The 17,471-nt window shown below is 41.5% G+C and carries 16 protein-coding genes and 1 riboswitch; of the genes, 10 read left to right on the top strand and 6 right to left on the bottom strand.

Annotated elements, in window-relative coordinates; genetic code table 11:
• Nucleotides 1-450: 450 nt before the first annotated feature.
• A complete protein-coding gene (locus tag FNK51_RS16160; protein WP_141993996.1) occupies nt 451-771 on the bottom strand; it encodes a PadR family transcriptional regulator in 321 nt (106 codons plus the stop codon).
• Between the two features lie 311 nt (nt 772-1,082).
• Here FNK51_RS16160 and FNK51_RS16155 point away from each other — a divergent pair, with 311 nt between their 5' ends.
• Nucleotides 1,083-1,829, top strand: coding sequence for an alpha/beta hydrolase (locus FNK51_RS16155; protein ID WP_098372024.1), 747 nt, complete (start codon nt 1,083-1,085; stop codon nt 1,827-1,829).
• Nucleotides 1,830-1,935: 106 nt separating this feature from the next.
• Here the strand turns inward: FNK51_RS16155 and FNK51_RS16150 are convergent, their stop codons facing one another.
• Nucleotides 1,936-2,640: a DUF421 domain-containing protein gene (locus FNK51_RS16150; RefSeq protein WP_141993995.1), complete on the bottom strand. Its 705-nt coding sequence runs from the start codon at nt 2,638-2,640 to the stop codon at nt 1,936-1,938.
• A 220-nt stretch (nt 2,641-2,860) separates the two neighbouring features.
• A riboswitch (purine riboswitch) is annotated at nt 2,861-2,961 on the top strand.
• A gap of 172 nt (nt 2,962-3,133) precedes the next feature.
• On the opposite strand from FNK51_RS16150, the gene FNK51_RS16145 reads away from it, so the two are divergent.
• Entirely contained in the window at nt 3,134-4,327 is a 1,194-nt protein-coding gene (locus tag FNK51_RS16145) for a nucleoside transporter C-terminal domain-containing protein (RefSeq protein ID WP_141993994.1), read from the top strand.
• An 89-nt stretch (nt 4,328-4,416) separates the two neighbouring features.
• Here the strand turns inward: FNK51_RS16145 and FNK51_RS16140 are convergent, their stop codons facing one another.
• From FNK51_RS16140 to FNK51_RS16130, 3 genes are all read right to left on the bottom strand, one after another.
• Nucleotides 4,417-5,568, bottom strand: a complete 1,152-nt coding sequence (locus FNK51_RS16140; protein ID WP_353617892.1) for a CAP domain-containing protein — start codon at nt 5,566-5,568, stop codon at nt 4,417-4,419.
• Between the two features lie 30 nt (nt 5,569-5,598).
• Nucleotides 5,599-5,904 (bottom strand): hypothetical protein, encoded by a 306-nt coding sequence (locus FNK51_RS16135; RefSeq protein WP_141993992.1) that lies wholly within the window; start codon nt 5,902-5,904, stop codon nt 5,599-5,601.
• Nucleotides 5,905-6,090: 186 nt separating this feature from the next.
• A complete protein-coding gene (locus FNK51_RS16130) occupies nt 6,091-6,462 on the bottom strand; it encodes a winged helix-turn-helix transcriptional regulator (RefSeq protein WP_034309370.1) in 372 nt (123 codons plus the stop codon).
• Between the two features lie 188 nt (nt 6,463-6,650).
• On the opposite strand from FNK51_RS16130, the gene FNK51_RS16125 reads away from it, so the two are divergent.
• The 8 genes from FNK51_RS16125 to FNK51_RS16090 all read left to right on the top strand — a co-directional run bounded on the left by FNK51_RS16125 (nt 6,651) and on the right by FNK51_RS16090 (nt 16,391).
• Nucleotides 6,651-7,856 carry an MFS transporter gene (locus FNK51_RS16125; RefSeq protein WP_141993991.1) on the top strand — a complete coding sequence of 402 codons (1,206 nt, stop codon included), beginning with the start codon at nt 6,651-6,653 and terminating at the stop codon, nt 7,854-7,856.
• A 180-nt stretch (nt 7,857-8,036) separates the two neighbouring features.
• On the top strand, nt 8,037-8,879 hold the full coding sequence (locus tag FNK51_RS16120; protein ID WP_098372029.1) for an aldo/keto reductase: 843 nt from the start codon (nt 8,037-8,039) through the stop codon (nt 8,877-8,879).
• 200 nt (nt 8,880-9,079) lie between these two features.
• The gene (locus FNK51_RS16115; RefSeq protein ID WP_141993990.1) at nt 9,080-10,108 is read left to right on the top strand and encodes an NADH:flavin oxidoreductase/NADH oxidase; all 1,029 of its coding nucleotides are present in this window, start codon (nt 9,080-9,082) and stop codon (nt 10,106-10,108) included.
• A gap of 365 nt (nt 10,109-10,473) precedes the next feature.
• Nucleotides 10,474-12,987: a PEP/pyruvate-binding domain-containing protein gene (locus FNK51_RS16110; protein ID WP_181762274.1), complete on the top strand. Its 2,514-nt coding sequence runs from the start codon at nt 10,474-10,476 to the stop codon at nt 12,985-12,987.
• A gap of 42 nt (nt 12,988-13,029) precedes the next feature.
• Nucleotides 13,030-14,364: an MFS transporter gene (locus FNK51_RS16105; RefSeq protein WP_141993988.1), complete on the top strand. Its 1,335-nt coding sequence runs from the start codon at nt 13,030-13,032 to the stop codon at nt 14,362-14,364.
• A gap of 114 nt (nt 14,365-14,478) precedes the next feature.
• Entirely contained in the window at nt 14,479-14,790 is a 312-nt protein-coding gene (locus FNK51_RS16100; RefSeq protein WP_034309364.1) for a rhodanese-like domain-containing protein, read from the top strand.
• Between the two features lie 270 nt (nt 14,791-15,060).
• Nucleotides 15,061-16,143 carry a tartrate dehydrogenase gene (locus FNK51_RS16095; protein ID WP_141993987.1) on the top strand — a complete coding sequence of 361 codons (1,083 nt, stop codon included), beginning with the start codon at nt 15,061-15,063 and terminating at the stop codon, nt 16,141-16,143.
• A 62-nt stretch (nt 16,144-16,205) separates the two neighbouring features.
• Nucleotides 16,206-16,391, top strand: coding sequence for a sporulation protein Cse60 (locus FNK51_RS16090; RefSeq protein ID WP_048682016.1), 186 nt, complete (start codon nt 16,206-16,208; stop codon nt 16,389-16,391).
• Between the two features lie 117 nt (nt 16,392-16,508).
• Here FNK51_RS16090 and FNK51_RS16085 read toward each other — a convergent pair whose 3' ends face one another.
• Nucleotides 16,509-17,438 (bottom strand): SDR family oxidoreductase, encoded by a 930-nt coding sequence (locus FNK51_RS16085; protein ID WP_141993986.1) that lies wholly within the window; start codon nt 17,436-17,438, stop codon nt 16,509-16,511.
• Between the last annotated feature and the right edge of the window lie 33 nt (nt 17,439-17,471).

The raw sequence follows: 17,471 nt of genomic DNA, 5'->3' as shown, positions 1-17,471 counted from the left end.
CAGCACCAATTTACGAGTAAATAGCGCAAATTCACGAGTAAAAGTGCGAAACTCACGAGTAAACGGTGCGATATTCTGAGTGCAGCACCAATTTACGAGTAAATAGCGCAAATTCACGAGTAAATAGCGCAAATTCACGAGTAAAAGTGCAAAACTCACGAGTAAAACAGCAAAACTCACGAGTAAAAGTGTGAAATTCAGAGTAAACGGTGCGAAATCATGAGTGCGGCACCAATTTACGAGTAAAACAGCAAAACTCACGAGTAAAAGTGCGAAATTCACGAGTAAAACAGCAAAACTCACGAGTAAAAGTGTGAAACTCACGAGTAAACGGTGCGATATTCTGAGTACAGCACCAATTTACGAGTAAAACAGCTAAAATCACGAGTAAACAGCAAAAAAGCTTCCTGCACATTTCCAATAATGGGTGCAGGGAGCTTTTTATTTTGTTTAGAATTGCTCTGCGCTTTTCTGGACTAATTTTTCCAGGAAGTAAAAGCATTCTCGTTTCCGTTCAAGTTCGGTTTGTCCATTTTCGGTGACATGATAATATTTCCTGCGGCTTGATTCTGACTTTTCCCAATGGCCTGTTATGAATTCTTTTTTTTCTAATCGTTTAAGGGCGGAGTAGAGGGTGCCTTCACTTATTTGATATTTTCCCATGCTCATTTCCTTCAGGATCTTCGTGATTTCATAGCCGTATAGCTTTTTTTGTGAAAGAAGTGAAAGCAAAAGGAGGTCAATGCTTCCCTTCATTAATTCTTTATCCAAATAAATTCTCCTCCTTTTCATTTTTAAAGTGTAATACGTTTGTACATCGTATCACAAGGTGCATTTTACTTTTCTTAAAAAAAATGGTTAAATGACGATTGCTAAATAATTTTAATCATAGTAAAATGTGCTTCGGAACGGATGAGTTGCGAAGAGTGTGGTAAGGATATTATATACATGATTTAATTGTTTTAATGAAAATTCGGAATAGGATAGAAGAATCACTACTCAAGGGGTATTAATTGATTTTTTTTTGAAAATCATATAGATTCTATTTATCAACAAGAGCAAAGAAAGAAGGTCCTAGATAGATGAAAGTGAAAGCACCTGAATCATTCACATACAGAGGTGGAAAAAGAGCTGTTCTTTTACTTCACGGGTTTACCGGAAGTACAGGAGATATGAAGAAATTAGGAAAATACTTGAATGATCTCGACTATACTTGCCATGGACCTCTTTATAGTGGGCACGGAGTATCAGCCGAGGAACTTGCAAAAACAGGTCCAAAGGAATGGTGGAAAGACGTAGTTGATGGTTATCAATTCCTTAAAGAGGAAGGCTATGAGGAAATTGCTGTTGTAGGAATTTCTTTAGGAGGAGTTTTCTCATTAAAAGTGGGAATTGAATTGCCTGTAACAGGGGTGGTTTCAATGTGCGCTCCGACGCAAGGAAAAAGTATCGATCGACAAAAGAACCGCTTGCTCAATTATGCACAGGCTTATAAGAAGTTTGAGGGCAAAGATGCAGACCAAATTGCTGCGGAAGTGAAGCTGCTGGCAGAAGAGCCTATGCCTCAACTAAAAGATGTGTTGAATATTATAAATGAGACAGGTGAAGATTTAGATTTAATCACATCACCAACTCTTGTTTTACAAGGGCGTTTGGATGATCCCGACTATACGGAGAGTGCTACAGCGATTTTCAATGAAGTCGATACGCAGCATAAACACTTGATATGGTATGAAAAATCAGGTCATATCATCACATTGGGTAAGGAACGTAATCAAGTGTATGAAGATGTTTATAAGTTCTTGAATACACTGAATTGGTCGGAGTAATAACGAGTTAATAAATCCCCTTTAAGTTGACGTGTTATAAGCCTACATTCGTACGTAGGCTTTACACCATGCCTGAGGGGATTTTATTTTGGCTGCAAATGAGTAACTATTTGTAGAAAAAGACCTTTACGTTATCGTTATTATCAATAGTTGCTAATAAAATATCGTTCACGTCAGCATTATATGTTGTTTTGATTTTTTTTTTCAGCCATTTTTCGTCTTTACCGCCCCGATTTAATTCTTTAGAATCAATCTTGCCCTCTTTAATGATCGTTTTAGGAAAATTGAAGGCATTTGTTGCTAGGTGCATATCTGCTGGTGTTACTGCTTCATATTGTGGGTATAAAAACAATGAGATGGTACCACCCGGTTCCCATAGTGCAAGGGATACCTTTTGAATATCTTCGACCTTTTCTTTTCTTAATTCCGATAATAAATCATCGATGGAGATTCGGGCCCTTGCTAGGCTTTTGTAAATGATTTGTCCATTTTCGATAAGCGGAAAGGGGTCAGGGTCAAAAAACCTTCGGAGTTTGCCCCACTTAAGGCTCGAAAACACACTAATTATATATAAGATGACTAATGCAGAGGTCGTGATCATTGAGCCCTTCAAATCTAACTGTTCATCAGACAAAGGGTGGGCAAGAATATTCCCAATAATTAATGCCATTATGAAATCAAGTAATCTTAACTGGGAAATGGATCGTTGCCCCATCAATTTAACCGTAAAAATTAAGAAGAAGAAGGATATAATGGCTCTTAAAGTCCACTGAATTGCAGTAAGACTTTCCTGGTTATTAAAAAAATCCACAAAAAATTCACGTCCTTATTTCCTGTAAAGGAGAGGTAGTGGTTAATATGGTGAATTGAAACAACTGGGAGGGTTTAAACCAGCTCCTTCATTAGTATTACCCAACATTGGCCCCTTGGAGACTTTCTTGACTGTTTTCGAAAAATTTATATTAATATAACAACTTTGAAACGTATTGTAATTAAAAATAAACTGATTTAAAATGATATCTTTCCTGAGAAATTTATTTAAAAAATATCCTTGTATAATATCAGTGATGATGGTCTGATAGTTTCTACCTGGCAGCCGTAATGCCGGACTACAAGGAAGTATGAAAATAGAAGAGATGAATAGGTTTATGTTGGTTCGCTTGAAGAGGCTTGATCCACAAAACGTTTCAATAAAGGCTCTTACTTTTTCACACTTTCTTCCTGCGGCTGAAAGTGTAAAAAGGTGAGGGCTTTTTATATAAAAAAAATGAATGGGAAATAATAAAACCAAAGGGGATGAAAGCATGTATTTCTTATTGAATATACTAGGTGTTTTGGTTGTAATGGGCATCGTTTACCTTTGTTCACCTAATAAAAGGAACCTTAAGTGGAAAGCCATTCTTACCTTGTTGGTTCTCGAATTACTTATCACATGGTTCATGTTATCCACTAAAATTGGGGCATGGGTCATCAATCTGATCGCTTCATTCTTCACCTGGTTGATTGAATGTGCGAATGAAGGGATTTCTTTTGTCTTTCCTTCACTTATGGCAAATGAACAAGTGGATTTCTTTTTCAGCGCATTGATGCCAATTATCTTCATTATCACGTTTTTTGATGTTTTAACGTATTTCGGTATACTTACCTGGATCATTGATAAAGTGGGATGGCTCATCTCAAAAGTATCCGGTTTGCCAAAACTTGAGAGTTTCTTTTCGATTCAGATGATGTTCCTAGGGAATACCGAGGCACTTGCGGTTATCCGCATGCAGCTCAGTGCGATTAAGGATCAGCGTCTTTTGACATTTGGAATCATGAGCATGAGCAGCATCAGTGGTTCAATCATTGGAGCCTACCTGTCCATGGTACCGGCAACCTATGTTTTTGTAGCGATACCTTTGAACTGCTTAAATGCCTTGCTGATAGCAAACATGCTGAATCCCGTCGACGTCAGTAAAGAGGAAGACGTCGTTTATGTACCTTCTAAAGAGGAACGTAAAGATTTCTTTTCCACCATTTCCAACAGTATGCTTGTCGGGGCCAAAATGGTCTTCGTCATCATGGCAATGGTTATCGGCTATGTGGCCTTAACGGCCAGCGTAAACGGCATTTTCGGTTTCTTTGTGGATGGTTTGACCATTCAAAAGATTTTCTCTGTCATTTTTAGTCCATTTGCATTCCTGCTTGGACTATCTGGACATGATGCCATGTACGTTGCTCAATTGATGGGAATCAAGCTTGCCACAAATGAGTTCGTTGCCTTGCTCGATTTAAAAGATAAAGTCAGTACACTGCCTCCGCATACAGTTGCAGTGGCTGTCACTTATCTGACGTCATTTGCCAACTTCAGTACAGTGGGCATGATTTATGGAACATTCAATTCCATCCTCAATGATGAGAAATCGAACATTATCGGAAGGAATGTTTGGAAACTGCTGGTTAGCGGGATGGCTGTTTCCTTGCTGAGTGCCATGGTCGTTGGGTTATTCGTTTGGTGATCTAAAACATGGGCATCCATTTTTATAAATGGATGCCCTCTCTTGTGTGAAAAAAGCTGTGCTGGATTTTCCCATGCACAGCTTTTTGTTCATTTCGTCAAATAGTTCTCCGTATAATATGGTTTATTTTCCTCATCGAAGGCAACTCCGACACCGAGCGATTCAAAATCCTTCTGTAATTTATTTTCCCTGTGGCCAATGGAATTCATTAGGCCCTCATGGGCAAAAATACTGCTATTCTGACCGGCAGCCAGGTTTTCCCCCGCCATTCGAAAATTGATTTTGTCATCTTCCATCCGGTCGAACGGGGATTCTCCTTCAAGGTTTGTATGGTTGAAGTATTGATTCACGGCCATATCTTTACTATGATCTTGTGCCGTGACCTTCACTCGTTTATCCCATGAAAGCACTGAGAGATCATGATTGACCCGTGATGCATTGGTCAAATCGAATAATTGATATTCAAAGCCCTTCTTTAATTCAGGGCCGGCTTCTGCAAAATAGCCGCTCTTTTGCTTTTCGAGTTTTGCGTCGATGATTTGAATTGCCGTGACTGTATTTTTCTCATGTTTGTCATAAAAAATGGTCACATAGCTATTATCCATTTCAAACATATCGTATTCGCCGCTGTCACTTCGAATCTGGTAATAGACGTTTCCTTTAAGCAGTTTTGTTACAGGCTCCCCCATTTTCCCGGTAACGGTTTCTTTGGGAGTGCCGCGTTTAATGCCTTCCTTCGAGGAAATCAAATCTTGATTCGTATATAAACCAACAACTTTATCGTTGTTATCGTAGGCAACCATGAAGAAATTTTGATAATTTTCGTGATAGGCGAACCAATCTACGCCATATTCATTCCGCGTATTCCGCTTAGCTTTACCAGCCAATTTTTCTACATCATCCTTCGTGTCGCCAATTTCGATATTATGGACCGAGAAGGATGCATCAGCAGGTGCTTCCAATGCTGGCTTTTTCACTTTTTCCGTTTCCTGAGATTCTTTTTCAGAAGCGGTATCCAATGTTTCCGTCAAAGTGCCAATGAGACTGCTGACTCCAGTATTCAGTTTTTCCAAGGCAGTTGAAACCTCGGGCCCATTTATAAAGGAACGAACATCTGTTGCAAAGGCACCGACCCCTGCTTTGAATCCAGACTCCTGGATATCTTTACCATATCCATACCATAATCCAGAGAGTAGGAGTATGAGGACCACAATATTAAACAATTTCCGCAAATCGTTCACTCCTGCTCTATCCAGGATATAGAATCCCGTTTAATGAAAGGTCATCTGCAGCACACTTAAAACAGGCGGGGCACATAACAAAAATAGTGAAGACAGAATGAGTATGTGTGAGGCCATTTTGGGAAGCTTTTTCTTCCCTTTTCCCGAATACCAGCCACTGAACTGAAGTTTATTTCTATACCAGACGAATAATAAAAGCAGTATCGCAATCGAGCCTAGCCAGCCATACTGATTGACTCCGATGTTTATATATATGCCGTTTACAATCGTCGAAATGATTGTTCCGGCTATCCCGAATATTAATATGATGCGTATCAATTCTAATAAGACCCTCATATGTCCTCCTTGGTTTCACCATTATACTTCCTCGTTTACAAAATAAAAAATTTCAAGTTGCGTATTACATATTATACCAGAAAGAAGAGGGGATAAAACGTTGGTGAAATTTATGGAAGTTGAATCAGGATCATTCATTATATACAAAAAAGATTAGCCGCTTCGCGCTAATCTTTTTTTGGGGAATTACTTCAATTGATCATTCAATACACTTTCCTCAAGAACGGAAAACTTATCTCCATACACTCTTGTTATGTGATTTTCCCCCCATGTACATAGTGCGGATAGGATACTTTCCAGGCTTTGCCCATACTCACTAAGTTCATATTCCACTTTAGGGGGGACTTGGTTGTAAACGATACGGTTGATGACTTCGTCCTTTTCCAACTCCCTCAATTGTTGGGTCAACATTTTTTGGGTGATGTTCGGCATAAGGCGCTTCAATTCACTGGTCCGCTTTTTTCCGTGGGTCAGATGGCAGAGGATTACGCATTTCCACTTTCCGCCCATTACTTCCAGTGTCGCTTCAACTGATATATTGTATTTCTTTTTTTGCATGATTGGCATACTCTCCTTATTTTATAGGTACTAAAAGGTGCCTATATCACTTTGAAGTGCGTACTGTTCTTTATTTGTATTATATCTCATAATAACATTTGCACACCGAATTTCGCTGTACCATTTATAAAAAAAGTTGCTAAGGCAATTTCAATGATAGTACAAAATGACAAGAAGGAGAAGAGGATATGATTTCAAATAAAAATAGAAGTACATGGGCATTGCTGGCTTTAGCGATCAGTGCCTTTGCGATTGGAACAACAGAGTTCATCAGCGTGGGATTATTACCACTCATTTCTAAAGATTTACACATTACAGTGACGACGGCGGGATTGACGGTATCCTTATACGCCTTGGGGGTCATGTTCGGGGCACCTATCCTGACATCCCTGACATCGAATATGTCGCGAAAGACTTTATTACTTTGGATAATGGTCGTGTTCATTGCCGGAAATGCATTAGCGGCTTCTGCGGCCACGGTCGGTGTATTATTGATCGCACGTGTCATTTCAGCGCTTGCACATGGTATCTTCATGTCAATCGGCGCTACGATTGCGGCTGATTTGGTCCCTGAAAACCGCAGGGCGAGTGCCATCGCCATCATGTTTACAGGTCTGACGGTGGCAACGGTGACCGGAGTTCCTTTTGGAACCTTCATCGGTCAGCAATTCGGCTGGAGATTCGCTTTCATCATCATTGTGGCAATCGGCTTTATTGCTTTCATCGGAAACGGCATCCTGGTCCCATCCGATTTAAGAAAGGCTGCACGGACCACGTTTCGTGATCAAATCAAATTGGTGACGAATGGCCGATTGCTGCTAGTATTCATCATTACAGCATTAGGGTATGGAGGTACATTCGTTGTCTTCACGTACCTGTCGCCATTACTTCAAGAAGTGACAGGGTTTAAAGAAGGAACTGTGGCCTTGATTTTGCTAATATATGGAGTAGCAATAGCAATAGGAAATACCCTTGGCGGGAAATTCGCTAATCGCAATCCTATTAATGCCCTATTCTATATGTTTCTTATTCAAGCCATTGTACTTGTGGTCTTGACTTTCACTGCACCGTTTAAGATAGCCGGTTTAATTACGATCATTTTAATGGGTTTGTTTGCATTCATGAATGTTCCGGGGCTTCAAGTGTATGTCGTCATGTTAGCGGAGCGTTTCGTGCCGAGTGCAGTGGACGTGGCGTCAGCCATCAATATTGCCGCCTTCAATGCGGGTATCGCCATTGGTGCCTACTTAGGAGGGGTGATTACGGATTCGATCGGACTGATCCATACAGCGTGGATAGGTGGAGTCATGGTGTTTGCGGCAGTGATTTTAACAGCTTGGAGCCGTGCCTTGGAAAGTAAAGACCGTTCCAAGGGAACTGACAAAATAGCATAGGATTGAAAAAGTGATGCATGTTAGAAAAAGCATGCTATGCGTTTAGAGTATCAATAACCAAGTATTATTGCATCCCTTCAGCGAATGATGGAAGGTTCCTTGAAGGGATGTAATGATACTGATACTTAAACGCATTACACTCTTAAAAACAATGAAGAAAAAATTTGGAGGTAGAGTATAATGGTGAAAAATTTACAAGATACAACAACGTTGCATAATGGCGTTAAAATGCCTTGGTTCGGATTGGGCGTATTTAAGGTGGAAGAAGGACCGGAGCTGGTAAATGCAGTTAAAGTGGCCATTAAACATGGTTATCGCAGTATCGATACGGCTGCCATTTATGAAAATGAAGAAGGGGTCGGCCAAGGGATCCGTGAGGGCATAAAAGAAGCCGGAATCTCAAGAGAAGACTTATTCGTAACTTCAAAAGTCTGGAATGCCGATTTAGGATATGAATCAGCAATTGCGGCTTACGAAAAAAGCTTAAAGAAACTTGGCTTGGAGTACTTGGATTTATATCTTATCCATTGGCCAGTGGAAGGAAAATATAAAGAAGCCTGGAGAGCGTTGGAAACTCTTTATAAAGAAGGAAAAGTAAAAGCGATCGGTGTGAGCAATTTCCAGATTCACCATCTTAAAGATTTAATGGAAGATGCAGAGGTGAAGCCGATGGTCAATCAAGTGGAATGCCATCCGCGTTTAACTCAAAAAGAAGTTCAGGCATTCTGTAAGGAACAAGGGATACAACTTGAAGCGTGGTCACCATTGATGCAAGGTGAACTTCTGGATAATGACGTTTTACAAGCAATTGCGGCCAAGCATGGCAAATCAGTTGCACAAGTCATTTTGCGCTGGGATATCCAAAATGGGATTGTAACGATTCCAAAATCCACTAAAGAACATCGTATTGTAGAAAACTCATCTATATTCGATTTCGAATTGACGGAAGAGGAAATGAACCAAATTGATGGATTGAATCAGAATCACCGTGTTGGTCCGGATCCTGATAATTTCGACTTTTAATCAAGTATGAAGGAGAGGGACGGGATATCCGTCTTTCTCTTTTTTTATTAGATCTCCGCATTGGCGGGCATGGAAATGCTGTACCAACAGACGATGTCATTTACAATGAAAGATTCGGGAATCTGATTATTTGACACAGAATTAATCAGATGATATAAATGCATGTGCATGCATTATATAAAAAAAGGAGATAAAAAATTATGAATGATTTATTTTCACCTTATCGCATAAAAGAACTTGAACTTAAAAATAGGATCGTCATGCCGCCGATGTGCCAATACTCCGTCGAAGCGGAAGATGGTATACCAACAAACTGGCACCAGCAGCATTATGTAAGCAGGGCAGTTGGCGGCACGGGATTAATTATAGTGGAAATGACCGATGTGGAGCCTGATGGGCGCATTTCGAATCGTGATCTTGGATTATGGTCCGACGACCAAATTGGAGCTTTCTCCAACATCGTTAAGGAAGTTCATCAATACGGTGCAAAAATCGGGATACAAATTGCCCATGCAGGCCGTAAAGCGGAGGATGCCGAAACTCCGGTGGCACCATCAGCCATTGCGTTTGATGAAACGTACAAAACACCAAGAGCTTTAGAAACGGAAGAAGTGAAGGAAATGGTCGATAAATTCCGGGCATCGGCCAGAAGGGCTGTTCAAGCAGGATTTGACGTAATCGAATTACATGGTGCACACGGATATTTAATCCACCAATTTACATCACCGCTTACGAATAAACGTGATGACGAATATGGAAAAGACCTGACCAAATTCGGAGTGGAAGTCATTAAAGCAGTGAAAAGCGAAATGCCTGCCGACATGCCTTTAATCATGCGCATTTCTGCAAAAGAATACGTTGAAGGCGGATATGGCATTGAGGACAGCATTGCCTTTTCACAAGTCTTTAAAGAAGCAGGCGTCGATATGTTCCATGTAAGCTCTGGAGGAGAAGGCCCGATTGGAGCAGACGGAAGACCGGGTACGCATGCTAGCTATCAAACTCCATTGGCCAGGGAAATCAAAAAAGCTTTGGATATTCCAGTGATTGCTGTAGGTCGATTAGATGATCCGATTCTAGCAAATTCAATCATTGGCAATGAAGAAGCCGATTTAGTAGCCGTCGGCAGAGGGATGCTGCGAAACCCTTATTGGGCACTGGAAGCATCTAAAGCTTTGAATATAAAAACGGAGATCCCTAAACAATATCAACTAGGTTTCAAGCATTGATACGGATTTTTAAAACGCCGGCGAATATTATATTCGTCGGCGTTTTTTTCATTCAGGCTCCATTGTGACTATTGTAGGGATTATTCGTTGTGATTGGATTTGATGTATTTACTTAATAAATGTAAATAAATATAAAATTGAATAGTTTGTTGCATTTTTGCCGATCGATCATTCGGGAAAATGGCAATAAAGCCCTAAGAATCATTGCGAAAGCAATGCCCGTCATGGAATTTAGTGTAAGCCTTTTCATATGCAATGTAACAGGATTTCCATTATGGTTAAGAGTGGGAATTATACCTATAAATGGGTATGTCCCGGTCTTGGGAAAGAAAGTATTTATTCAACGTGATGGAAGGGGAGCGAATATGTATACAGAGCGATTTGAAAATGCTGCTGAGTCCAATGAAATCGTAGGGGGAAAAGCTTTAAATTTAATTAAAATGACGAAGTTGGGCATGCCCGTGCCAAATGGGTTTGTCATTAGCAATGATTCATTTATGCACTTCGTGGAAAGAAATGAACTGAATTTACAAAGTGAAGCCATCCAGGCCGGGATTATGGAAGCGAGCATCCCGGATGAATTGTCAAGCATCCTTTTGAGCTCTTTTCATGAGCTGCGAGAAGATTATACATCAGTGGCAGTCCGTTCCTCTTCGGGTGCAGAAGACCTGGAAGGAGCATCCTTTGCCGGTCAGTATGAAACATACCTGAATGTTAAAACGGATGAAGAATTCCTATCAAGGGTAAAAGTCTGCTGGGCTTCCTGTTTCGAGAACCGGGTTCGGCAATATACCGAAACCATACATGAAAATGTTGAAAAAATATCAATGGGCGTTGTGGTTCAAGGTCTGATACATTCAGATGTTTCAGGAGTGATTTTCAGCCAGGACCCTATTACATACAATCCAGATCATATAGTGATAAATGCCAGTTATGGGCTTGGGGAGGCGGTAGTATCTGGTATCGTGACACCCGATACCTATTTGGCTAAACGTGATGGTACGAAGATCGAGAAAATCAAGGGCCGCAAAGAACTGAAAATCGTTTCCGGCTCCACAGGCACGTTAGAAGTGGAGACCACAAAAGCGGAACAGGATGCATATTGCCTCAATGATGTGCAGCTTACACAGTTGATCGAATTGACACTGGATGTGGAGAAGCATTATGGACATCCTGTCGATTTGGAATTCGCCATTCAAGATCAAATGGTATATCTCTTGCAAGCTCGCCCGATTACAACAGTGATCGAAGACGCTGAAGTCATTCCAGAAGCCAGGAAAGAATTTATTTTGGAACGAACTGATAAGGATGAATTTTGGTTTTTGATCGATTCAAGATTTCCTGATCAAATTTCCCCATTATTCGCATCCATAGTCACCCAACCATTTTATCAAGGAATGGCTAAAGCGACAGAGGAACTCAGGGAACAGTCGGGATACATCCAAATGAAAGTCCATAACGGGTATTATTATGGAAAGCAAATCCACCTAGAAACAGACCCACAGCAATTATTCATGGAAAACGAAAAGCTTATGGAGAACTTGTATCCAGATATGACGAACAGGATGCATGATATTATCCATGATCATTTATTGCCAATTTATCGATATATGGATGAAGAAACTTCGAAGGAATTCACGGCAGCCAAAGCCATAAGAGGGTTGGGTGAGTTAGAAGGGTTTTTCAAAGAGGTCTATTACTGGCATTTCATGATCGTCCTTCCGCATGCGAGTATTACTATTAAACTTGAACGGCTATTTAAAAGCTTGCTGGGGACCGAACCACTCCATGAACTCTACCAATCCATGGCTGGAGTGATGAATAAGTCACTGGAGTCCGATCGAATACTGTGGCAATTATCGTTGAAAGCGAAGAATGAACCTCAGTTGCTGAAGGTGATCATGGATGCTGATGAAGGAAATTTATCCCGGGATCTGAGCGCGTTTGGAAAAGGGAAGGATTTTCTGGAACGTGTTGATAATTTCGTCAATGTTTACGGGTACAGATGCCTTAAGGCACATGATTTCGTTGGGGAAACCTGGATTGAAAATCCTGAGCATGTACTGCAAATCATTAGGAATTTCATCATTAATGGATATGATTTCGATAAAGAATTCGAAACGGCAGTAGCTGACGGGAAACGGATATACCAAAGGTTTTTAAATGGAATTGAAGATTCTGCTGAGCGGGACTTATTTAAAAAATATTACCAAATGGTCTTGGATGCTGCTGTAATCACGGATGATCATCATTTTTATATTGATGCCATGTTCGATGCAAAGGCACGCTTATACTTATTGAAAGTAAGTGAGCTTTTAGTTGAACAGAACGTGCTGGATGACGCAGAAGATATTTGGTTTTTATATAAAGATGAGGTCATATCCGCTTTGGATGCCTCCCACTCTTTAAGGGAAACGGTATTGGAACGGAAAAGGCAATATGATTTGCAGGGTAAAATGAAAACGCCATCATTTTTTGGCAAACCTACGGATGAAGATCGTGCTTTCGTGGAAATGGTGTTTGGCTCATTGGAAGAAAACAAGGAAAATACGGCGAGTACGATTAAAGGAATTTCAGCATCCGGAGGATTATGCGAAGGAAAAGTCAAAGTGATATCCGGAATGCATGAAGCCTCTAATTTTAAAAAAGGAGATATACTGGTCTGCAGGAACACGACACCAGTCTGGACGTCCTTTTTCCAGGATGCAAAAGCAATCATTACCGATACAGGCGGCATGCTGTCCCATTCTGCGATCATTGCTAGGGAATATCGGATTCCGGCAGTGTTAGGGACAAAAGTAGGAACGGATCGCTTAAAAGATGGAGATCGTGTCATTGTCGATGGGAATACGGGAACCGTTACGATTATCGATGGATGAGCAAGTAGAACACAGTGTTGTTTTAAGGACTGAGGTGAAAGAATGAGCAGACAGAAAGAATTCCTGATGATCATTTTTACTTTAATGGCGGCGTTTCTCGTACCGATCAATTCAACGATGATTTCGATAGCACTGGGCTCGATTTCAGACTTTTACGGTTTGGATATTCACAGTGTCACTTTGGTCGTCACCATCTATCTCATTGTAATGGCCGTTACCCAGCCGATTGCGGGTAAACTTGGGGATTTATATGGCAATCGGAAAATCTATATAATTGGCATATTACTATTCCTTGCTGCCTCGATAGGATGCGGGCTTGCGCCAAATATAGGCATGCTTGTCGCTTTTCGATCACTGCAGGCCATAGGGGGCGGATTGCTGATCCCGAATGTCGTTGCCCTTATCCGACAGACCGTTTCACGTGAGCGGCTGCCGGGGGTGTTGGGATTTTTCGGGTTGGGAATGGGTCTGGGAGCGGCAGTAGGTCCATTGATAGGCTCGCTTTTGATTGCTGTATCCAGTTGGAAAGCGATATTCTTGGTTAACGTCCCTTTTTTATTGGGTGCACTTGCTGGAGGCATTTTTCTTTTACCAAAAATGCAGAAAAAGCATTCCCGACAGCCATTGGACGTTATCGGTTCCATTTATTTAGCCGTTACGATCACTTTATTGATTACTTTGACTCATGCAGAATCAACGACGATGTACATCGTACTCGGTATGGGGAGCCTTCTGTTTCTGGGATTATTCGTACGGAAAGAACGTTCTGTCCCATCCCCGATTATAGACTTTAGCTTATTTAAGAGTCCTATATTCGTGAATGCCAATTTATCTGTGTTGATCAATAATTTCACGATGTACGCGATTTTGTTGGTCATGCCGCTGATCATGACCACAAAAATGGATATTTCGGTTTCCGTGAGCGGTGTCATGTTATCACTGTTCTCCATTTCAATGGCTTTAAGCAATATGATAGGCGGACAGCTTAATCGGAAATACTCTTCGGAAAAGGTCATATTCCTTTCATTCGCCATCACTGTGTTAACGAATCTATTATTCTTATTCGTCATCCACATCCAGTCGCTTATGTATTTAGCCGTCACACTTATCGTGAATGGGTTGGCTATCGGTTTAGGGCTTACAAGCATGCAGGTCGCTTCCCTGGAAGCAGTGGAGGAATCCGCATCGGGCTCGGCATCGGGAATCTTTTCGACCTTTCGATATTTTGGGAGTATCATCTCATCTACATTGATAGGAATCATCGCCAATTATTCGATCCTTTTCGGTATCCTGATAGTGGCGGCAGTTTTAGGAGCATTTTTATCCAGGATGGTTTTTAGAAGCAATAAAAATTTGAGTGTTGATGATAATTTCTGAAAATAAATACATGGCATGAGGGAATTTTTATCAGCGAATCCATTACGTGATGTTTAACTGGGAATTTTGCTATAATGAAAAAGATAAATCAAACGATAATTCGAGGTGCTAATTATGGAAGAAATCAAAATCATTACAACTGAAGAAGTGGAAGCTAAGCTTGAGGCAGGCGAAGCGATGGAACTTGTCGATGTTCGTGAAGACGAAGAAGTGCAAGAGGGAATGATCGAAGGCGCGAAACATATTCGCATGAATGACATCCCGGCGAACCTTGACTATTTTGATAAAGAAAAAGAATATATTTTTATCTGCCGTTCAGGACGCCGCAGTGAAAATGTATGCCACTATCTTCAGGAACAAGGATATAAAGTGGCAAACATGGTTGGCGGAATGCTTGAATGGGACGGCGAAGTCATCGTTAAGTGAAGTTCTTCAAAAAGACCTGTTACTTTTGTAAGCGTAAATCCAAGAATGTGACGGCTTATTTGAATGAAGAAAGAAAAAAGATCATGGTTTGTTCACAATGCCGTGAATATGCGGAAAGACGCGCATATTTGAAGGCGTGAAAAAAAGAGCCCTTTCATCATGAAAGGGCTCTTTTTTCTGTATGAACCTCCCCCCTGACGGGAATGCAAAAATTATATGTTAAAATTAGGGTGTTGAAATCAGAAAATATAGAAAAAGGAGAGTTGAAGAATGAATGTTCATAAAATAGCGGTCATTGCGGGTGACGGGATTGGCCCTGAGGTGATTAATGAGGGTGTAAAGGTACTTAAAGAAGTGGCTGCAATTGCCGGGGATTTTTCTTTCGAGTTCACCTATTTTCCATGGGGCTGTGAATATTACCTTGAGCACGGCAAAATGCTGCCCGACGACGGACTGGAACAACTGATGAAGTTTGACGCCGTGTATCTTGGGGCTGTCGGTTACCCTGGTGTCCCTGACCATATTTCCTTACGTGAACTTCTGCTGAAAATCAGAAAGGGATTTGACCAATATGTGAATGTTCGACCCGTTAAATTGCTTCAAGGTGCACCCTGTCCATTAAAAGACGTGACTCGTGACCAAATCGATATGGTTGTCATCCGTGAAAACAGTGAAGGGGAATATTCCGGTGCCGGTGATTGGCTTTTTAAAGGCAAGCCGGAAGAAGTGGTACTGCAGACGGGGGTCTTTTCCAGAAAGGGAACGGAGAGGATCATCCGTTATGCGTATGAACTTGCGCGTAAGACGGGCAGGACGCTAACGAGCATAAGCAAGGCGAACGCATTGAATTATTCAATGGTTTTTTGGGATCAGCTTTTTGAAGAAATTGGACAGGAGTATCCGGAAGTAGAAACGAATTCCTATCTGGTCGATGCGGCAAGCATGTATTTTGTCAAACAGCCCGAACGCTTTCAAATCGTCGTCACCTCCAATTTATTCGGTGACATCATCACGGATTTAGGTGCTGCCATTGCAGGCGGGATGGGACTGGCGGCTGGTGCCAATTTAAACCCGGAACGGATTTATCCATCGATGTTCGAACCGATTCATGGTTCAGCCCCGGATATTGCACATCAAGGCATCGCCAATCCACTTGCGGCCATATGGTCCGCCAGTCAGATTCTCGATTTCTTTGGGCATGACATTTGGGGTGCAAAAATTTTGGACGTGATCGAACAGGTGATGGTCGATAAAAAGGCGCTGACTCCTGATATGGGCGGGGCAGCTTCTACAGAAGAAGTCGGGGATGAAGTTGTTGCAATATTATCCGCGTTACAAACAAATCAAGTATAATCATCATGAAAAATGGGCATCCTGCACAATAACTATCATTATAGTAAAAGGGCGGGGAGCCGATGATACAAGTAAAATTATTTGATTATGAGCATGAAAAGGATCTAGAGGACGAAATGAACTTTTTCCTTGAAGACATTCGCGATAATCAAATCGTCGATATCAAATATAATGTCGCCACTACAGGTGAAGAGGAAGAGGAACAGATCTACTGTTTCAGTGCGATGATCATCTATAAGAAAAAATAAAGGCCGGCCGGCAAGGCCATATCATTCATATCAGACTACCTATTGCTGCAAGGCGGGCAATCCAAGGTAGTCTTTTTTTCGTGACTTCCCGGGGAGGGGGCATATTCGATGTGGAAATTATGACGATGTCGCTTCCCCGCCGTTGACATGTAATGTTTGTCCCGTCACAAAACGGGAATCATCAGAAGCGAGATAGACAAAGGTGGGAGCCAGTTCAAATGGTTGGCCTTGACGCTCCATCGGGTTATCGACTTGTGTCACTTCGTCTGCCGAGAAACTTGCCGGGATGAGGGGTGTCCAAAACCTTCCGGGCGCAATGGCGTTCACCCGGATGCCTTGATCGACAAGACTGTTTGCCAAGGCACGGGTAAAACCAATATTGGCCCCTTTAGTCGCCGTGTAATCAATTAATTGCTTATTCCCATTAAACGTCACGACAGAAGATGTATTAATGATGGACGACCCAGCTTTTAAATGGGGAAGGGCAGCACGGGTCGTGTAGAAGTGGGAATAGATATTGACTTTAAAGGTATCATCGAATTGCTCATCCGTAATATCAAGCAAGCTTAATTGCTGAAATTGAATACCCACGTGGTTACAGAGAATATCGAGCTTTCCAAATGTTTCGATGGTGTCTTCCACGATATTGATGCATTGCTGCTTATCCCTTAAGTCGCCAGGCAGCAGTAAGCAACGTTGTCCAAGCTCTTCAATTCTCGTTTTAGTCCGATTCGCATCCTCATGTTCATCCAAATAAGCGATGGAAACATCTGCACCTTCTTTAGCAAAAGCGATGGCAGCCGCAGCGCCAATCCCACTGTCTCCGCCAGTTATCAATGCGACCTTTCCTGTTAGTTTCCCGCTGCCCCTATAATTGGGATTTTCGATGATGGGCCGGGGTACCATTAATTTTTCTACACCAGGTTGGCGGAATTGGCGTTGCTCAGGAACCGTGATGGGAACGTCTTGATAACGGGTGATCTTTCCATAATTCGGATGCATGGGATAGCTTTTACCGGATGACTTCTTTTTCTTATCTTCTGCCATGAGGGTCCTCCTAAAAAAGTATTTAGTCGGATT

The sequence above is a fragment of the Bacillus sp. B4EP4a genome (assembly GCF_006680105.1).
Classification (GTDB): domain Bacteria; phylum Bacillota; class Bacilli; order Bacillales; family DSM-1321; genus Peribacillus; species Peribacillus simplex_E.
This window is presented reverse-complemented; position numbering and strand designations above follow the sequence as displayed.